The organism is Franconibacter helveticus LMG 23732 (assembly GCF_000463115.2).
Lineage (GTDB): Bacteria > Pseudomonadota > Gammaproteobacteria > Enterobacterales > Enterobacteriaceae > Franconibacter > Franconibacter helveticus.
On sequence record NZ_AWFX01000005.1, the window covers coordinates 72,892 to 87,889 of the forward strand.

Annotated in this window: 14 protein-coding genes; 2 read left to right on the top strand and 12 right to left on the bottom strand. The window is 57.6% G+C overall.

The window, feature by feature from the left end; genetic code table 11:
• Window positions 1–127: 127 nt before the first annotated feature.
• Together DW56_RS01550 and cutC are read right to left on the bottom strand one after the other, a co-directional pair.
• On the bottom strand, window positions 128–352 hold the full coding sequence (locus DW56_RS01550; protein WP_024552380.1) for a YgdI/YgdR family lipoprotein: 225 nt from the start codon (window positions 350–352) through the stop codon (window positions 128–130).
• Between the two features lie 272 nt (window positions 353–624).
• Window positions 625–1,374: a copper homeostasis protein CutC gene (cutC, locus tag DW56_RS01555; protein ID WP_024562177.1), complete on the bottom strand. Its 750-nt coding sequence runs from the start codon at window positions 1,372–1,374 to the stop codon at window positions 625–627.
• Window positions 1,375–1,456: 82 nt separating this feature from the next.
• Between cutC and DW56_RS01560 the strand changes: the two genes are divergently transcribed.
• Window positions 1,457–2,593: a MalY/PatB family protein gene (locus DW56_RS01560; protein ID WP_024553870.1), complete on the top strand. Its 1,137-nt coding sequence runs from the start codon at window positions 1,457–1,459 to the stop codon at window positions 2,591–2,593.
• On the opposite strand, the gene DW56_RS01565 is transcribed toward DW56_RS01560, so the two are convergent.
• The 3 genes from DW56_RS01565 to DW56_RS01575 all read right to left on the bottom strand — a co-directional run bounded on the left by DW56_RS01565 (window position 2,583) and on the right by DW56_RS01575 (window position 4,983).
• The gene (locus tag DW56_RS01565; RefSeq protein ID WP_024553869.1) at window positions 2,583–3,749 is read right to left on the bottom strand and encodes a zinc-dependent alcohol dehydrogenase; all 1,167 of its coding nucleotides are present in this window, start codon (window positions 3,747–3,749) and stop codon (window positions 2,583–2,585) included. The two genes, DW56_RS01560 and DW56_RS01565, sit on opposite strands and share 11 nt — an antisense overlap.
• A 4-nt stretch (window positions 3,750–3,753) precedes the next feature.
• Window positions 3,754–4,296 (bottom strand): SRPBCC family protein, encoded by a 543-nt coding sequence (locus DW56_RS01570; RefSeq protein WP_024553868.1) that lies wholly within the window; start codon window positions 4,294–4,296, stop codon window positions 3,754–3,756.
• A 123-nt stretch (window positions 4,297–4,419) separates the two neighbouring features.
• Window positions 4,420–4,983 (bottom strand): VOC family protein, encoded by a 564-nt coding sequence (locus DW56_RS01575; protein ID WP_024562176.1) that lies wholly within the window; start codon window positions 4,981–4,983, stop codon window positions 4,420–4,422.
• Window positions 4,984–5,161: 178 nt separating this feature from the next.
• Here DW56_RS01575 and argS point away from each other — a divergent pair, with 178 nt between their 5' ends.
• Window positions 5,162–6,898, top strand: a complete 1,737-nt coding sequence (gene argS / locus DW56_RS01580) for an arginine--tRNA ligase (protein ID WP_029589712.1) — start codon at window positions 5,162–5,164, stop codon at window positions 6,896–6,898.
• A gap of 77 nt (window positions 6,899–6,975) precedes the next feature.
• On the opposite strand, the gene bglB is transcribed toward argS, so the two are convergent.
• The 7 genes from bglB to cheY form a co-directional block, all read right to left on the bottom strand.
• Window positions 6,976–8,115 carry a beta-galactosidase BglB gene (bglB, locus tag DW56_RS01585; RefSeq protein ID WP_024562301.1) on the bottom strand — a complete coding sequence of 380 codons (1,140 nt, stop codon included), beginning with the start codon at window positions 8,113–8,115 and terminating at the stop codon, window positions 6,976–6,978.
• Between the two features lie 4 nt (window positions 8,116–8,119).
• Window positions 8,120–9,703, bottom strand: coding sequence for an MFS transporter (locus DW56_RS01590; protein WP_024552268.1), 1,584 nt, complete (start codon window positions 9,701–9,703; stop codon window positions 8,120–8,122).
• Between the two features lie 276 nt (window positions 9,704–9,979).
• Window positions 9,980–10,372: a flagellar protein FlhE gene (gene flhE, locus DW56_RS01595; protein WP_024552269.1), complete on the bottom strand. Its 393-nt coding sequence runs from the start codon at window positions 10,370–10,372 to the stop codon at window positions 9,980–9,982.
• Window positions 10,372–12,450 (bottom strand): flagellar biosynthesis protein FlhA, encoded by a 2,079-nt coding sequence (flhA, locus tag DW56_RS01600; protein ID WP_024552270.1) that lies wholly within the window; start codon window positions 12,448–12,450, stop codon window positions 10,372–10,374. The genes flhE and flhA overlap by 1 nt, the downstream gene beginning before the upstream one ends.
• A complete protein-coding gene (flhB, locus tag DW56_RS01605; protein WP_024552271.1) occupies window positions 12,443–13,594 on the bottom strand; it encodes a flagellar biosynthesis protein FlhB in 1,152 nt (383 codons plus the stop codon). Before flhB ends, flhA begins: the two co-directional genes overlap by 8 nt.
• A 355-nt stretch (window positions 13,595–13,949) precedes the next feature.
• Window positions 13,950–14,594 carry a protein phosphatase CheZ gene (gene cheZ / locus DW56_RS01610; protein WP_024552272.1) on the bottom strand — a complete coding sequence of 215 codons (645 nt, stop codon included), beginning with the start codon at window positions 14,592–14,594 and terminating at the stop codon, window positions 13,950–13,952.
• 10 nt (window positions 14,595–14,604) lie between these two features.
• Window positions 14,605–14,994: a chemotaxis response regulator CheY gene (gene cheY, locus DW56_RS01615; RefSeq protein WP_024552273.1), complete on the bottom strand. Its 390-nt coding sequence runs from the start codon at window positions 14,992–14,994 to the stop codon at window positions 14,605–14,607.
• Window positions 14,995–14,998: the final 4 nt, after the last annotated feature.

The following is a 14,998-nucleotide window of genomic DNA, read 5'->3' on the forward strand; positions in this document are numbered from 1 at the left end:
TTTGGACTCCCGCCACATTCTGGGTTTATTTCATCGGCGAGAAAAATTAAGCGTCGGCCTGTTTCTGTAACGCCTGCAAAAAGAATAACCGCCCTTACGGCGGTTATTTTTTATGCGAACAGCCCACTCAGTGTTTAATCTCAACCAGCTGTTTTACATCGGCTTTATTAATTTGCTGCTTCACGCCGTTGGCATCTTTATAACCCAGCAGCCCTGCCTCACTTTCTTCGGGCTTGCCCTGGCTTACAATCGTGCGGCCGTCGTTAGTGTGAATGGCATAATTGCTGCTTGAGCACGCCGAAAGAAATAAAGACATCCCTACCAGTACGCCCATTGCGAGTGTTTTCTTCATATCAGTCTCCTCATGTGACATGTTTCACAATAAAGCTAGTACATTCTGGCGAAATATGCCTGGTCAGAAGACAACACCGCACGAAAACACCATTTTGATTCTTCGCCTGTACTTTTTGAAAATGAAGCTAAAATAAGGGGGGTTAAACAAAAAGCCTGGGGCGTGACGTGGCGCAGCGGCAAAAAACAATAAAAAAAGCCCCAACAACACATTGGGGCCTGGTACGAGCAAGCATCATATTGGGCGACATGATGCGCGGTAAAAAACGGGCGTTATGAAAAATTGCGGGTCGGCGTGAGCGCTGCTTTCATGGCGGCGACCATTTCGCCATCCACCACGTAGCGGGAGTACTCATCGGCATGGGCGCCGGAAGACATAGAGACATTCGCGTTGCGATAGCGCATTGGCGAAGCCACATGCTTACCTGCTGAGCTATGAAGCTCATCAACTCCCCCGGCGATAAATGCGCTGAGGTTGCTGAGCCGTACACCTGCACCGGCCATAATGATTGGAGCACGGGAATGTGCTTTTAGTTCCCTTAATAATGAAAGTCCTTGCTCTGCTGTCGGCTGCTGGCCGGAAGTCAGAATGCGCGCAACGCCTAAATCCGATAATTCATCAAGCGCTTTCAACGGGTTAGCGCACATATCAAAGGCGCGGTGAAACGTGACCGCCATACCATTTGCCGCGTAAATAATTTTTTGCATACGCGCGCTATCCACTTCACCTTCTTCATTCAGCACGCCAGTCACCAAGCCGGGATAGCCAAGCTCGCGCACAAAGGCGATGTCTTCCAGCATCACGGCGAACTCTTCATCGGTGTAGCAAAAGTCGCCGCCGCGTGGACGGATAATCGGATGCACCGGAATGCTTACGCTTTCGCGTACGCGCCGCAGCATTCCGGGCGAGGGGGTAAGCCCCCCCTCCGCAGGCGCAGCGCAAAGCTCTATCCGGTCTGCCCCGGCCTGTTCAGCAGTCATGGCGCACTCCAGGCTGTAACAGCAAATTTCCAGCAAAGCCATTGATTTCTCCCTTGATACTGTCAGCAGTTGTCTCGATTTTTCCTGGTGCTAGTCTGAAGTAACCGTTAAGCAGGAGCAAATCATGACATTCAATTTTGATGAGGGTATCGACCGCCGTCACAGCGACAGCGTGAAGTGGAATAAATATGGCGAAGCCGTGTTGCCCATGTGGGTGGCGGACACCGATTTTCGCGCCCCAGACTGCATTACAGAAGCGTTGCAGCGCCGGGTTGCGCATGGCGTTTTCGGCTACGGCGCTCATCCGCAGGGGCTTGAAGAAGCCACGATTAACTGGTGCGAGCGGCGTTACGGGTGGAAAGTGGAGCCGCAATGGCTGGTTTTTATGCCGGGCGTTGTCAGCGCCCTTAACCTTTGCGTCCGGGCGTTTACGCAGGGCGATGCGCTTTCCATCGCGCCCACGCCCATCTATCCGCCTTTTCGCCGGGCCGCCGCGCTCGCGCAGCGTCAGCAACTGCTTGCGCCATTACAGCTTATCGATAACCGCTGGCTTATCGATCTGGCGGCGGTTGAAGAGAAGCTTACCGGCCGGGAAGAACTGCTGATGCTCTGTAATCCGCAAAATCCCGGCGGGACGGTTTATAGCCGCGAAGAGCTGCTCGCGCAGCTGGAATTTGCCGAGCGGCATGATCTGATCGTTTGTTCCGACGAGATCCACTGCGATCTGCTGCTTGAGCCGGGCGTGCGCCATACGCCTTTTGCCTCGCTTAATGAAGCGGCGGCCCGGCGCAGCATTACGCTGATGTCGCCTTCCAAAAGCTTTAACATCGCAGGACTGGGCGCGTCGGTGGCGATTATTCCCAACCCTGAGCTACGTAAACGCTTTAGCCAGGCGATGGCGGGTATTGTGCCGCATGTGGATGTGCTGGCGTTAACCGCTGCTGAAGCCGCCTGGCGCGACGGCGAGCCGTGGCTTGCGGCGCAGTGCGACTACCTGCGCCGCAACCGCGACAGGTTATGCAGCGCGATAAACGCCCTGCCCGGCCTGCGCGTGGCGCCGCCGCAAGCCACCTATCTTGCCTGGGTGGATGCCAGCGGCCTGGAGGCAGAAAACCCGACGCGCTTTTTCCACGACGCCGGGTTAGGGTTTTCGCAAGGCCAGGACTTCGGCGAAGCGCAGTTTGTGCGCATTAACTTCGGCTGCACCGCCGCCACGCTTGACGAGGCGATACGCCGTTTGCAGGCCGCCGTTAAGGCTTGAAGATGGCCCGCACGCAGCCATCTTCTTTGCTTTTGAACATTTCGTAGCCGCGCGGCGCGTCTTCCAGCGAAAAGCGGTGCGTCGCGAGAAAGTCAGTACGCAACTCGCCCCGCTCGGCATGGGTCAGCAAGGCTTTCATATAGTGCTGGCCATGCTGCTGCGCGGTACGGATGGTCAACCCCTTGTTCATCGCCACGCCGAGCGGGAATTTATCCATCAGCCCGTAAACCCCAAGAATGGAGAGCGTGCCGCCCTTGCGACAACAGTAGATAGCCTGGCGCAGCGCGGTGCCGATGTCCGTATGCATACGCAGCGTTTGCTTCGTTTTATCATAGGCGTACTGCAACCCTTCCCCGTGCGCCTCCATGCCGACGGCATCAATGCAGCTGTCCGGCCCGCGTCCGTGGGTGATCTCAAGCAGCGCTTCATAGATATCCACTTTGGTGTAATCGAGCGCAATGGCGCCCACCAGATCGCGCGCCATCGCCAGCCTTTCCGGGAAGCGGTCGATAGCAATCACTTTTTCCGCGCCCATAAGGTACGCGCTTTGCGCAGCCATTAAGCCCACGCCGCCGCAGCCCCAGACCGCCACCGTGTCGCCCGGGTGGATATTGCAAAAGTCGGCGCCCATATAGCCCGTCGGGGCGGCATCGGATAAAAACAGCGCCTGCTCATCGGAAACCGCATCCGGCACCACAAAGCAGTCGTTATCGGCAAAAGGCACACGCACATATTCCGCATGTGAACCCGCATAGCCGCCAAAGGCATGGCTGTAGGCATAGATGCCCGCTGTCGGGTAGCCGAGGATTTTTTCCTGCATGTGGGCGTTAGGGTTGGTGTTATCGCAGCAGGAATAGAGATGGTGCTGGCAGTACCAGCAGGAGCCGCAGGCGATAAAAGAAGGCACCACAACCCGGTCGCCGCGTCGGATATGTTTCACCTCCGGCCCGACTTCCACCACTTCGCCCATAAACTCATGGCCTAAAATATCCCCTTCTTCCATGCTGGGGATAAGGCCGTCAATAACGTGTAAATCCGAACCGCAGGTCGTGGTCAACCCTACTTTAATAATGGCGTCGTGCGGGTTAACGAGAACCGGGTCCGCTACCGTTTCCACTTTTAAATCATTTACGCCGTTCCAGCATAGTGCTCGCATACGCTTACTCCTCCGCTTTATCCATTCCCCCGTGGCGCCCCGCAGGTTGCGGCACGTTAGTGGCTATCTCTCCGGTTTCGGCAAGGCTTTTAAACCGACGCAGCGCCTGGCTTAACATCGCCTCCGGCACCACATCCATTTTTTTCGACAGCCATTCGCCAAGAAAGCCGCCGGGCGGGTCGAAATGCATGGCGAGCGTCACTTCGGTTCCCCGCTCGTCGGAAACGGGCTGGAAAGAGAGCCTGCCGGCGTTAGGCACGCTGGCTTTGTCGTCCGACGCCCAGCTGATGTAGCGCCCGGGCTGCTCGTCCACGATATGCGCGTCCCACTCAAGTTTGCGGCCAAGGGGCAGCTTCACCTGCCAGCGCGAGGAGGTATCGCTCAGAATAGTGATAATGGCGAAATGATGCATGATGCGCGGCAGCGTGCCGGGATCGCGCCAGAGGTGATAAAGCTCCTCAGGGGAGCGGTGAATAAGGATGGAGCGACGCAAGCCCTGCTCCTCTTGCCGGGCGTCGGTCCGGGTATTCTCTGCGTTCTGCTGCATTGGTCTCTCCCGTCAGGTCGATGGAATGCGCTTTCCTTTTCGTTGTTCTCCTGTGAAAAGTCCTCATTAACTATAGTGCAAAAACAGGGCGGCCCGCCGACGGGCCGCCCTGTTACGCCGCAGCTACGCCTGTTGTTCGCTCGCCACAATCTCTTCAATGGAAAAAGGATGAAACTTGATGGTGACCGTTTTGTCGGTTACGGCGAGCGTGGGATTAGGCAGGCGTTCCCCCTCCCCTTTCGGCGAGCTGGTTTTTACCGCTATGCCCGGCTGGGCTAACCCTTCGTCAGAAAGCAGCGCCAGCGCGCGGGCGTTTAAGGTTTCCGGCGCGCCCGGCAGCACGATCTCAATATGTTCCCAGCCCTCAATCGGATAGCGTTTTTCGCCAGGCCAGGGCAGCTCGACGATATGAAAGCGCCAGTGGTCGACGCAAACGGGTTCATGCAGGCGGAACAGGCAGATAGTCCGCCCGTTAATGATATTTTCTGAGAGCAGCTCGCCGCACTGCAAAAACCCGTCGCGCCAGCGCTCCGCCGTGGCGTTCTGGTGGCAGCGCAGGGAGATGTGGTCGGCGTTCAGCGGGGCGAGATCCAGCCCCAGTCGTGCGGCAAGGCCGGTCAGTGCGGTGGTGAAACGGGGCAAATCCCCGGCGATGTCAGTCAGTTCGTCAATGGCCTGCCAGTTCATGGGCTTCTCTCTGTGCGTCAAAAGGCGCTAATCTACCCTGGCGAGCGGCGCATGATAACCCCTGTCACAGCCGGGCTGACGCCTGTTGTCAAATGCAGTATACTTCCCGCCTTATTTTTTCCATTGTCGTCGCCCTGGCGGATAAAAACAGGCGGCGAGCGTAACGTAAGGTATCCCGGTGAATATTCAGGCTCTTCTCTCCGATAAAGTCAGTCAGGCACTGATTGCCGCAGGCGCGCCTGCGGATTGCGAACCGCAGGTTCGTCAGTCAGCCAAAGTGCAGTTCGGCGACTATCAGGCCAATGGCGTGATGGCAGTCGCTAAAAAACTGGGCATGGCGCCGCGACAACTCGCAGACCAGGTCATCGCCCATCTCGACCTCACCGGGATCGCCAGCAAAGTGGAAATCGCCGGGCCGGGCTTTATCAATATTTTCCTCGACCCGCAGTTCCTTGCGAAAAACATCGACGCCGCCGTGGCGTCTGAACGCGCGGGCGTAGCGAAAGCCGCCGAGCCGCAAACCATTGTGGTGGACTACTCCGCGCCGAACGTGGCGAAAGAGATGCACGTGGGTCATGTGCGCTCCACCATCATCGGCGACGCCGCGGTGCGCACGCTGGAATTCCTCGGCCATAAAGTCATTCGCGCCAACCACGTCGGCGACTGGGGCACCCAGTTCGGCATGCTGATCGCCTACCTTGAGAAACAGCAGCAGGAAAACGCCGGCGAAATGGCGCTGGCGGATCTCGAAGGCTTCTACCGCGAAGCGAAAAAGCACTACGACGAAGACGAAGCCTTCGCCGAGCGCGCGCGCGGCTACGTGGTGAAACTTCAGGGCGGCGACGAATACTGCCGCGAGATGTGGCGCAAGCTCGTCGACATCACCATGACCCAGAACCAGATAACCTATAAACGCCTGAACGTGACGCTGACCCGCGACGACGTGATGGGCGAAAGCCTCTACAACCCGATGCTGCCGGGCATCGTGGCGGATCTCAAAGCCAAAGGTCTGGCGGTAGAGAGCGAAGGCGCAACGGTTGTTTTCCTCGACGAGTACAAGAATAAAGAAGGCGAGCCGATGGGCGTCATCATCCAGAAAAAGGATGGCGGCTACCTTTACACCACCACGGATATCGCCTGCGCAAAATACCGCTACGAGACGCTGCACGCCGACCGCGTGCTTTATTACATCGACTCCCGCCAGCACCAGCACCTGATGCAGGCATGGACCATCGTGCGTAAAGCGGGTTATGTGCCAGAATCCGTGCCGCTGGAGCACCATATGTTCGGCATGATGCTCGGCAAGGATGGCAAACCGTTCAAAACCCGCGCCGGGGGCACCATCAAGCTCTCCGAACTGCTGGACGAAGCGCTGGATCGCGCACGCCGTCTGGTGAGCGAAAAGAACCCGGACATGTCCGCCGAAGAGCTGGAAAAACTGGCGCACGTGGTGGGTATTGGCGCGGTGAAATACGCCGATCTCTCCAAGAGCCGCACCACCGACTACATCTTCGACTGGGATAACATGCTGGCGTTTGAGGGCAATACCGCCCCTTATATGCAGTATGCCTATACCCGTGTGCTCTCTGTATTTCGCAAAGCGGAAATTGACGAAAGCGCTCTGCTCAGCGCGCCGGTGGTTATCACCGAAGATCGCGAAGCGCAGCTCGCCGCCCGCCTGCTGCAATTTGAAGAGACGCTGGCTGTGGTCGCGCGCGAAGGCACGCCGCATGTTATGTGCGCTTACCTTTACGACCTGGCGGGCCTGTTCTCCGGCTTCTATGAGCACTGCCCGATCCTGAGCGCGGAAAGCATCGAGGTTCGCAACAGCCGTCTGAAGCTGGCGCTGCTGACGGCGAAAACGCTGAAACTGGGTCTGGATACACTCGGTATCGAAACCGTCGAGCGTATGTAATAAACGAAAAAGCCCGCTTGCGGCGGGCGTTTTCCGGTTCTGACAGTGAAACAGCCCGCCCTCCGGCGGGCTTTTTTTTACAAATAAGCCCGCAGAAATTCCGTCAGGGCGAGAATAGCCATCGCCTGGCCGTAAGGCATCGAGGTCAGCGGGATCTGGCGATAAAACTCAAGATCGCGCCCCATTCCGGTGCCGAATGAAACCTGCAATAACTCACCCTGCGGCGAGATATTGGCGATCACGCCTTTAATGGCTTTCTCCGCTACGGGCGCGTACGCCTTGCTGATGTAACGTTTACGCACCGCTTTCAAAATCCCATAAGCAAACCCGGCTGTCGCAGAGGCTTCCAGATAGGATTTCGGATCGTCAAGCAGCGTATGCCAGAGCCCGCTGTCGTCCTGACACTTCGCCAGCGCCGCGACCTGGTTTTCCAGCACCTGAACCAGGTAGCGGCGGGTGGCGTTGTTTTCCGGCCAGTCCATCAGTTCCAGGAAATCAGGAATGACGATGGTCAACCAGCTGTTGCCGCGCGCCCAGCGGGCGCTGGCGAAGTTATGGTTGCCCTCGTAGCTCCAGCCGTGGAACCAGAGCCCGGTCTCCCGGTCCATCAGGTTCTGCACGTGAAGCAGGAATTGATACACCGCCTCTTCCACATACTCCGGTTTGCCGAGCAGCTTGCCGATTTTAGCCAGCGGCAGCACCGTCATCATCAACGTGTCGTCCCACATTTGCTGATGGTTTTCTTCAGCAAGGGTAATGTGTTGCATGCCGCCGTGTTCAGTGCGCGGCATCTCATACATTGCCCACTCCGCCCAGCTTTCAAGCCAGGGGAGCAGCGCCGGGTTGCCCGTCTCTTCATAGCGGTACGCCAGCGTCAAAAACGGCGCCATGGTATTGACGTTTTTGGTGGTCGCGCCTTCGGCGAAACGGTCGGCGAACCAGCTGTCGATGACATCGCGCATCTGCTCATCGCCCGTCTGGCGATAATAGTGATACATGCCGTAAAGCCCGACGCCGTGCGTCCATTCCCAGCCGGCCCAGCCTTTGGTGTCTATCACCCGCCCGTCATCCAGGCGCAGCAAAAACTGACCGGTTTCATCCTTAATATTGACCAGATTATCCGTCATCTTGCGGATGAGGGATTTTAGCTCGTCCCGGGCGATAAAACGTTCCGGCTGGCGCAGCAGCGCGCTGTGTTTGACAGGATAGACAATCATTTACTTATCCTCTGATGGGTGACGAATTCAGATCGCGCTCCTCTTTAAGCGAAGGCGCCGCGGGCTTATGGCGATTGAGAAAACCGATGTTGTTATTGCCCCACAGGTTTTCATACGGCATGCCGGCCAGCATCTCTACGGTCGCACGCGCCTGCGGAGTAGCCGATTCCGGCACCGCGCGGTTGGCGACCCGCATTTTGGCGGTCTCTTCGCGCAGCACGCTGTGGGTTTTCAGGTTGAGCTTAAAGCGCAGCGAGACAAGAAAACCGCAGGCCAGCACCAGCACGGTGCCAACGCTCAGGATCAACAGAATGGTATGGCTGACGGCAGGCGGCTGGCTGCTCTGACCGGAAACGAAGCCGGACAACTGCATGACAATGCCTACCAGCATCACTGCGCCAGCCTGCGACGCTTTACGGGTGAGCGTCATGATGCCGGCGAAAATCCCTTCGCGGCGCTGGCCGGTGATCACTTCATCGACATCCGCTATATAGGTATAAGTGTTCCATGGCACGTAGTTGATACCGCCGCGCCCCAGCCCGGCCATCGCCGAAACCAGCAGCAGCAGAGAGTAAACGTCGCTCAGCCCGGCGTAATAAAGCACCGCATAAGAGATGGAGCTTAAGCCAAACAGCACCACCACCAGACGGTAAGAAGGCGCTGGCCCGAAACGAATACAGAGCGGGATCATGCCGATAACGGCGATGAATTGCAGAATAGCCATGGTGCCGAGCAGGTTAGACGCCATCGACGGGCTTTGCATCAGCACGAAAACCACGTAGTAAGTGAACACCGCATTAAACACGTCCTGGGCGATATAGCCGCCGAGGTACATGCCAAGATGCTGGCGGAAAATCTTGATGCGCAGCGTTGAGCTTAATTCCGTTGTCAGGCGGCTCAGGCTCTGGCGCAGCGTCAGGCTTTTCTTCTCCTCTTCCGCCCGCAAGGCGGCTTGCGTCCACTCTTCTCGCGGCCGCTCCCAGGTAAAGATCCAGACCAGCGTCAGCATAATGGCGCACAGCACCGCAAAGACCACGCTCGCGTAAAAGAAAGAGACGGCGTTGTCTTTGCCGAAGTGATTGATAAGGATGCCCGGCAGGAAGGAAGCGAGGATGGCGGACATCTGCGCCATAGAAATGCGCGCGCCGGAAAATTTGGTTTTCTGTTTGAAGTCGTCGGTCATCTCCGGCACCAGCGTTTCATAAGGCACCAGAATCATGGTGTAGACCACATCAAACACCAGATAAGTCAGCAGGTAATACCAGTAGTTCATGCCGCCGACCCACATCAGGCAGTAGCTAAAGACGCAGGGAATGCCGAGCAGAATAAAGAACTTGCGGCGGCCAAAACGTTTGCCAAGCCAGGTAGAGCCGAAGTTATCCGTGAGGAAGCCCATTAGCGGGCTGACCACGGCATCGAGCACGCGCGCCATGGCAAAGATAAAAGTCGCCTCGATGGGCGTCAGCCCGCAGAAGGTGGTGTAGAAGTAAAGCAGCCAGGCCGCCGTCAGCGCGGTGGTTCCTGCGCCGAGGAAATCGCCTGAACCATAAGCGAGGTAATTAGCGAGTCCAATTTTACGCGTTTTCATTGCCGTCAACCCTGTGTTTTATGCTGGAAGCCTCCGGCCAGGCAGAGGCGCCATTAACGCTGTCACGGCTAAAGTAAAAGTAAGGCGCAGGGGAAACCTTTTTCTTTTTGCCACCGCCCGGTCGGAACTGGCAAAAATACAAAGAGTTCCGTTATCGGCTTCACCGATTTATAAAACAGCGTTTCACAGGGTTCAAAGCGAGAGTTTAAAAATGCGGGCCAGCCGTCATATTTAGCAGGCCCGTGAGAGGACGTTGAAGAATAAAGAAAAGCGCCGTTAGCGGTAGTTAACAATAACCTGATTGCTGAGCACCCGCAGCGGCGGGAAAAGCTTGCCGCCGCCTGGCACTTCCCAGACGAAACGCAGCGGCTCGCTGGCTGGCACGTTGGCGAAAGCGCGCGTCGTGCCCGTTTGCCCCTCTATTTCAGTACAGCGGGATTGCGAACACAGGCGCACCAGCAGCCCGGCGGGCGTCGGCCCGATGAGCTCATAACGCCAGGCGACCAGCGTCATCAGGCCGTCTGGCGGTTGCGCAGGCGCCAGCGGCAACGAAGAGATAACCTGTCCGCGATAGCCCAGACTGATGCCTTTGCTGCTTGCCTGCCACGCGCCTTCGCCTGCGGCGTGAGCCAGTAAGGGCAGCATCAGCAACCACAATAACCTGCGCATTACTGGCCTCCGATGGTCGCCGTCATGCGAATATTGCGGTTATCCGAAAGCTCCATATTCGAGAGCACCACCAGCTGCGGCAGGCTGCGGCGTAAAAAGCGCGACAGCAGCGGGCGCAGCGCATGGTTGACCAGCAGCACCGGCGGCGCGCCCATCATCTCCTGGCGACGCAACGCCGCCTGGGACTGCTCAAGCAGACGGTCAGCCAGCCCCGGCTCAAGACCGCCGCCGCCCTGCAACGCTTGCAGCAACAAACGCTCAAGCGACGTGTCCAGCCCAATAACCTGCACTTCACCGTTGCCCGGGAACCACTGCTGCGTGATGGCCCGACCCAGCGCCACGCGCACCACCGCGGTGAGTTCATGCGGATCGTTCTGCACCGGCGCATGCTCGGCCAGCGTCTCAAGGATGGTGCGCATGTCGCGAATCGGCACTTTCTCCGCCAGCAGGTTTTGCAGCACCTTATGCAGGGTGGTGAGGGTGACGATGGCCGGCACTAAATCTTCGGTCAGTTTCGGCATCTCCTGCGAGACGCGGTCGAGCAACTGCTGCGCTTCCTGACGGCCAAACAGCTCAGGCGCGAACTGCCCGATTAAGTGGTTAAGGTGGGTCGCCACGACCGTACTTGCCTCAACGACCGTAAAGCCCTGGATTTGCGCCTGCTCTTTGAGCGCGCTTTCAATCCAGATGGCGGCAAGACCGAAAGCGGGATCGACGGTTTGCTCGCCCGGCAACGAGCCTGCCGCCGTGCCAGGGTTAATCGCCAGCCAGCGCCCCGGATACGCTTCGCCGCTGCCGATCTCCACGCCTTTCATCAGAATGCGGTAGCGCGCAGGCGGCAGATCCATGTTGTCACGGATGTGCACGACCGGCGGCAGGAAGCCCATCTCCTGCGCGAATTTCTTACGAATGCTGCGGATACGGCCAAGCAGCTCGCCATCCTGCTGGGAATCGACCATAGGAATTAACCGGTAGCCCACCTCCATGCCCAGCGAGTCTTCCAGCTGCACGTCGCTCCAGGTGGCCTCTACGACCTGCGGGTTTTCTGTCACTTTCACAGGCTGCGGCGCTTCCGCTTTCGCCGTTTCACGCCCGCGCATCCACCAGGCGAGGCCCAGCAGCGCGGCGGTAAAGAGCAGGAAAACAAAGTTCGGCATGCCCGGCACCATGCCAAGCAGGCCGAGCACCGCGGCGCTCAGCACCATAACGCGCGGGTTGTTGAACAGCTGGGTGACCATCTGTTCGCCAACATCCTGTTCAGTGGCGACGCGGGTAACAATAACGCCTGCGGCGGTAGAGATAACCAGCGCCGGGATTTGCGCTACCAGACCATCGCCAATGGTCAGCAAGGTATACGCTTCCGCCGCCTGGCCTACCGGCATGCCATGCTGAATCACGCCAACCAGCAGACCGCCGATAATGTTGATGGCCATGATGAGCAGACCGGCGACGGCGTCGCCGCGCACGAATTTACTCGCACCGTCCATCGAACCGTAGAAGTCCGCTTCCTGCGTAACTTCCGAGCGGCGCTTTTTCGCTTCATCTTCACCAATCAGCCCGGCGTTAAGATCGGCGTCGATAGCCATCTGTTTACCAGGCATGCCATCCAGCACGAAGCGCGCGCCCACTTCCGCAATACGCCCGGCGCCTTTGGTGATGACCATGAAGTTGATGATGACCAGAATGATAAAGACCACGATGCCGATGGCGAAGTTGCCGCCCACCAGAAAGTGGCCGAAGGCTTCCACGACCTTGCCCGCCGCCGCCGCGCCCGTATGCCCGTCCAGCAAAATAATACGCGTGGAAGCGATATTCAGCGCCAGACGGAGCAGCGTGGTGAAGAGCAGAATGGTCGGGAACGCCGCAAACTCCAGCGTGCGCTGGGTGAACATCGCTACCAGCAACACCATGATGGAGAGCGCGATATTAAAGGTGAAGAGCATGTCGAGAACAAAGGCTGGCAGCGGCAGCACCATCATCGACAGGATCAGCAGAATAAGTATCGGCCCGGCAAGGATCTGCCATTGCGTCGTTTTCAGATTGCCCGGCAGGCGCAGCATAGCCACCAGATTAGCCATCAGTGTCCTTCTCATTCATAAAATCCAGTGCGGCAGGCACCGGAAGGTTTTCAGGTTTTTTCGGGATCATGCCGCCAGCGGTACGCCAGCGTTTAATCTGCCAAACCCAGGCCAGCACTTCCGCCACTGCGGCGTAAAGCTGGCCTGGGATCTGTTGTCCAATTTCCGCATGGCGATAGAGCGCACGCGCCAGCGGAGGCGCTTCCAGCATCGGAATGCGATGCTCGTTGCCAATTTCGCGAATGCGCAGCGCCACAAGCCCCGCGCCTTTCGCCACCACTTTCGGCGCGCTCATTTTGTTTTCGTCATACTGCAAAGCAACAGAGTAGTGTGTCGGGTTAGTGACGATAACGTCCGCTTTAGGCACATCGGCCATCATGCGACGGCGCGCCGCAGCACGCTGCTGCTGGCGAATACGCCCTTTAACGTGCGGGTCGCCTTCCTGGTCTTTAAATTCATCACGGATATCCTGGCGAGACATGCGCAGTTTTTTCACATGGCTGTGGATCTGCCAGAACACGTCGAAGCCCACCATAGGCACCAGGCCCATGACAATCAGCAAACCGCACAGCGCGACCAGATTAAGCGAGTTGCCAAGCGCCTCGATGGGCGGCTCGCTTATCAGCCGCAGCATATCGGGCCAGTTATGCCAGAGGTACCAGCCCGTCACAATGCTGACCAGCGTCGCTTTCATCAGCGCTTTGAGCATCTCCGCCAGCGCCTGCGAGGAAAAAAGCTTCTTAACGCCGGAGATGGGGTTCAACTTGCCGAGGTTGAAGGCGATGGATTTCGCGCTGAACAGTACGCCGCCCAGCAACATCGGCGCGCCAATCGCGACCATGACAAGGCCTATCATCAGCGGCATCAGCGCCAGTAGCGCCTGTTTAATCAGCGTGCTGATGAAGCTTACGGTTAACCCTGGATCATTAATAATGCTGTGGTCGAAATGCAGGCCGCCGGAAAGCATCGCGGCCAGTTGACGGGCGAGCGACTCCCCGCCCATCCAGACAACGCTTAACCCTACCAGCAGCATTAGCAGGGAGGTCAGCTCTCTGGAACGGGGGATTTGCCCTTCCTCACGCGCCTTTTCTAGTCGGTGGGGTGTGGGGGCTTCTGTTTTGTCCTCGTCGCTATCTCCAGCCACGCTCGTCGTCTCACAGGTAAATTTTCGTGAGTAGCATGACAGAGCTACAAAAAGCTAATGGCGGAATAAAAGAAGGTTAATGACGGGTTTTCTGGCTTTAGCTTTTCACCGATGCGGTGGCGGGCACAAAACAAGCATGGCTTGCTGTGGCGCAAAAAATGCGCTCTGTTCACGTAAGTGGATAGAGATCAGCGACATGCCGGTTAGTGCCGCTCCCCTTTTTCCGCTCGGTCTGCTGTTGAGACACGGGAAGATAACTGAGGAAGCGGGAAACGCGTTTACAGGCCCATGCCCGTTTTGCTCTCCTGCCAGGATAAGTAAACACCACCCTTACAGGATGGTGTTTACCCCGCCATTAAAAGCCCAGGCTGTCCAGCAGGTCGTCAACCTGATCCTGGCTTGCGACAACGCCTGCGGCAGTGGCGTCAAGCTGCGGGCCGTTAAGCAGGCTTTCATTTTCCCGCTTCGGACGCGCAGCCGGCTCCGGCATGTTTTCCAGCAGCACCATCAACAACTGGCGCTCGATTTCCTGAATCACATCCATCATGCGCTTGATAACCTGGCCGGTAAGGTCCTGGAAATCCTGCGCCATCATGATGTCCAGCAATTGCGCGTTGGTGAAGCTGGTGTGTCCTGGCACGTCCGACAGATACTGACGGGTGTCGGTCACCAGTTCACGCGCATCGCTCAGCTCGATAGGGTTTTCAAACCATGCGTCCCAGCGCTTGCTCAGCGCTTTGGCGCCCTTCTCAAGTTCATCCTGATGCGGCTGCGAAGCTTCAACGCTGTTAAGCGCCCGCTCTGCGGCCTGCGCCGTCATTTGCACAACGTAATCAAGACGATCCCGGGCATCCGGGATAGCCTCGGCTGCTTCCGCAATCGCCTGATCCAGACCAAGCTCACGCAGGCTGTCACGCAGCATACGCGTTAAGCTACCAATACGAACAATGATATCGGCTGCGGAATGTTCTTCAGTGGGTTTCATTGCAGAATGAATCATCGGGAGCTCCTCACATTCCGAGTTTCTCGAATATCTTGTTCAGTTTTTCTTCCAGCGTCGCCGCGGTGAAAGGTTTAACGACATAGCCGCTGGCGCCTGCCTGGGCTGCGGCGATGATGTTCTCTTTTTTGGCTTCTGCGGTGACCATCAGAACCGGCATTGCCGCCATCGCGCCGTCGGCGCGAATGGTTTTCAGCAGTTCCAGGCCATCCATGTTCGGCATGTTCCAGTCGGAGATCACAAAGCCAAAACCGCCAGCCTGCAATTTATTCAGCGCGTCCACGCCGTCCTCGGCCTCTTCCACGTTGTTAAAACCCAGCTCTTTGAGCAGGTTGCGTACGATGCGACGCATGGTGGAGAAGTCATCCACAACCAGAAACTTAAGCTCTTTATCCGCCATAAAA

Bases quoted from the DNA above. Each gene is read 5' to 3' on its own strand.
- DW56_RS01550 (WP_024552380.1), bottom strand. From the start codon at position 352: ATGAAGAAAACACTCGCAATGGGCGTACTGGTAGGGATGTCTTTATTT.
- cutC (WP_024562177.1), bottom strand. From the start codon at position 1,374: ATGGCTTTGCTGGAAATTTGCTGTTACAGCCTGGAGTGCGCCATGACT.
- DW56_RS01560 (WP_024553870.1), top strand. From the start codon at position 1,457: ATGACATTCAATTTTGATGAGGGTATCGACCGCCGTCACAGCGACAGC.
- DW56_RS01565 (WP_024553869.1), bottom strand. From the start codon at position 3,749: ATGCGAGCACTATGCTGGAACGGCGTAAATGATTTAAAAGTGGAAACG.
- DW56_RS01570 (WP_024553868.1), bottom strand. From the start codon at position 4,296: ATGCAGCAGAACGCAGAGAATACCCGGACCGACGCCCGGCAAGAGGAG.
- DW56_RS01575 (WP_024562176.1), bottom strand. From the start codon at position 4,983: ATGAACTGGCAGGCCATTGACGAACTGACTGACATCGCCGGGGATTTG.
- bglB (WP_024562301.1), bottom strand. From the start codon at position 8,115: ATGATTGTCTATCCTGTCAAACACAGCGCGCTGCTGCGCCAGCCGGAA.
- DW56_RS01590 (WP_024552268.1), bottom strand. From the start codon at position 9,703: ATGAAAACGCGTAAAATTGGACTCGCTAATTACCTCGCTTATGGTTCA.
- flhE (WP_024552269.1), bottom strand. From the start codon at position 10,372: ATGCGCAGGTTATTGTGGTTGCTGATGCTGCCCTTACTGGCTCACGCC.
- flhA (WP_024552270.1), bottom strand. From the start codon at position 12,450: ATGGCTAATCTGGTGGCTATGCTGCGCCTGCCGGGCAATCTGAAAACG.
- cheZ (WP_024552272.1), bottom strand. From the start codon at position 14,594: ATGATTCATTCTGCAATGAAACCCACTGAAGAACATTCCGCAGCCGAT.
- cheY (WP_024552273.1), bottom strand. From the start codon at position 14,994: ATGGCGGATAAAGAGCTTAAGTTTCTGGTTGTGGATGACTTCTCCACC.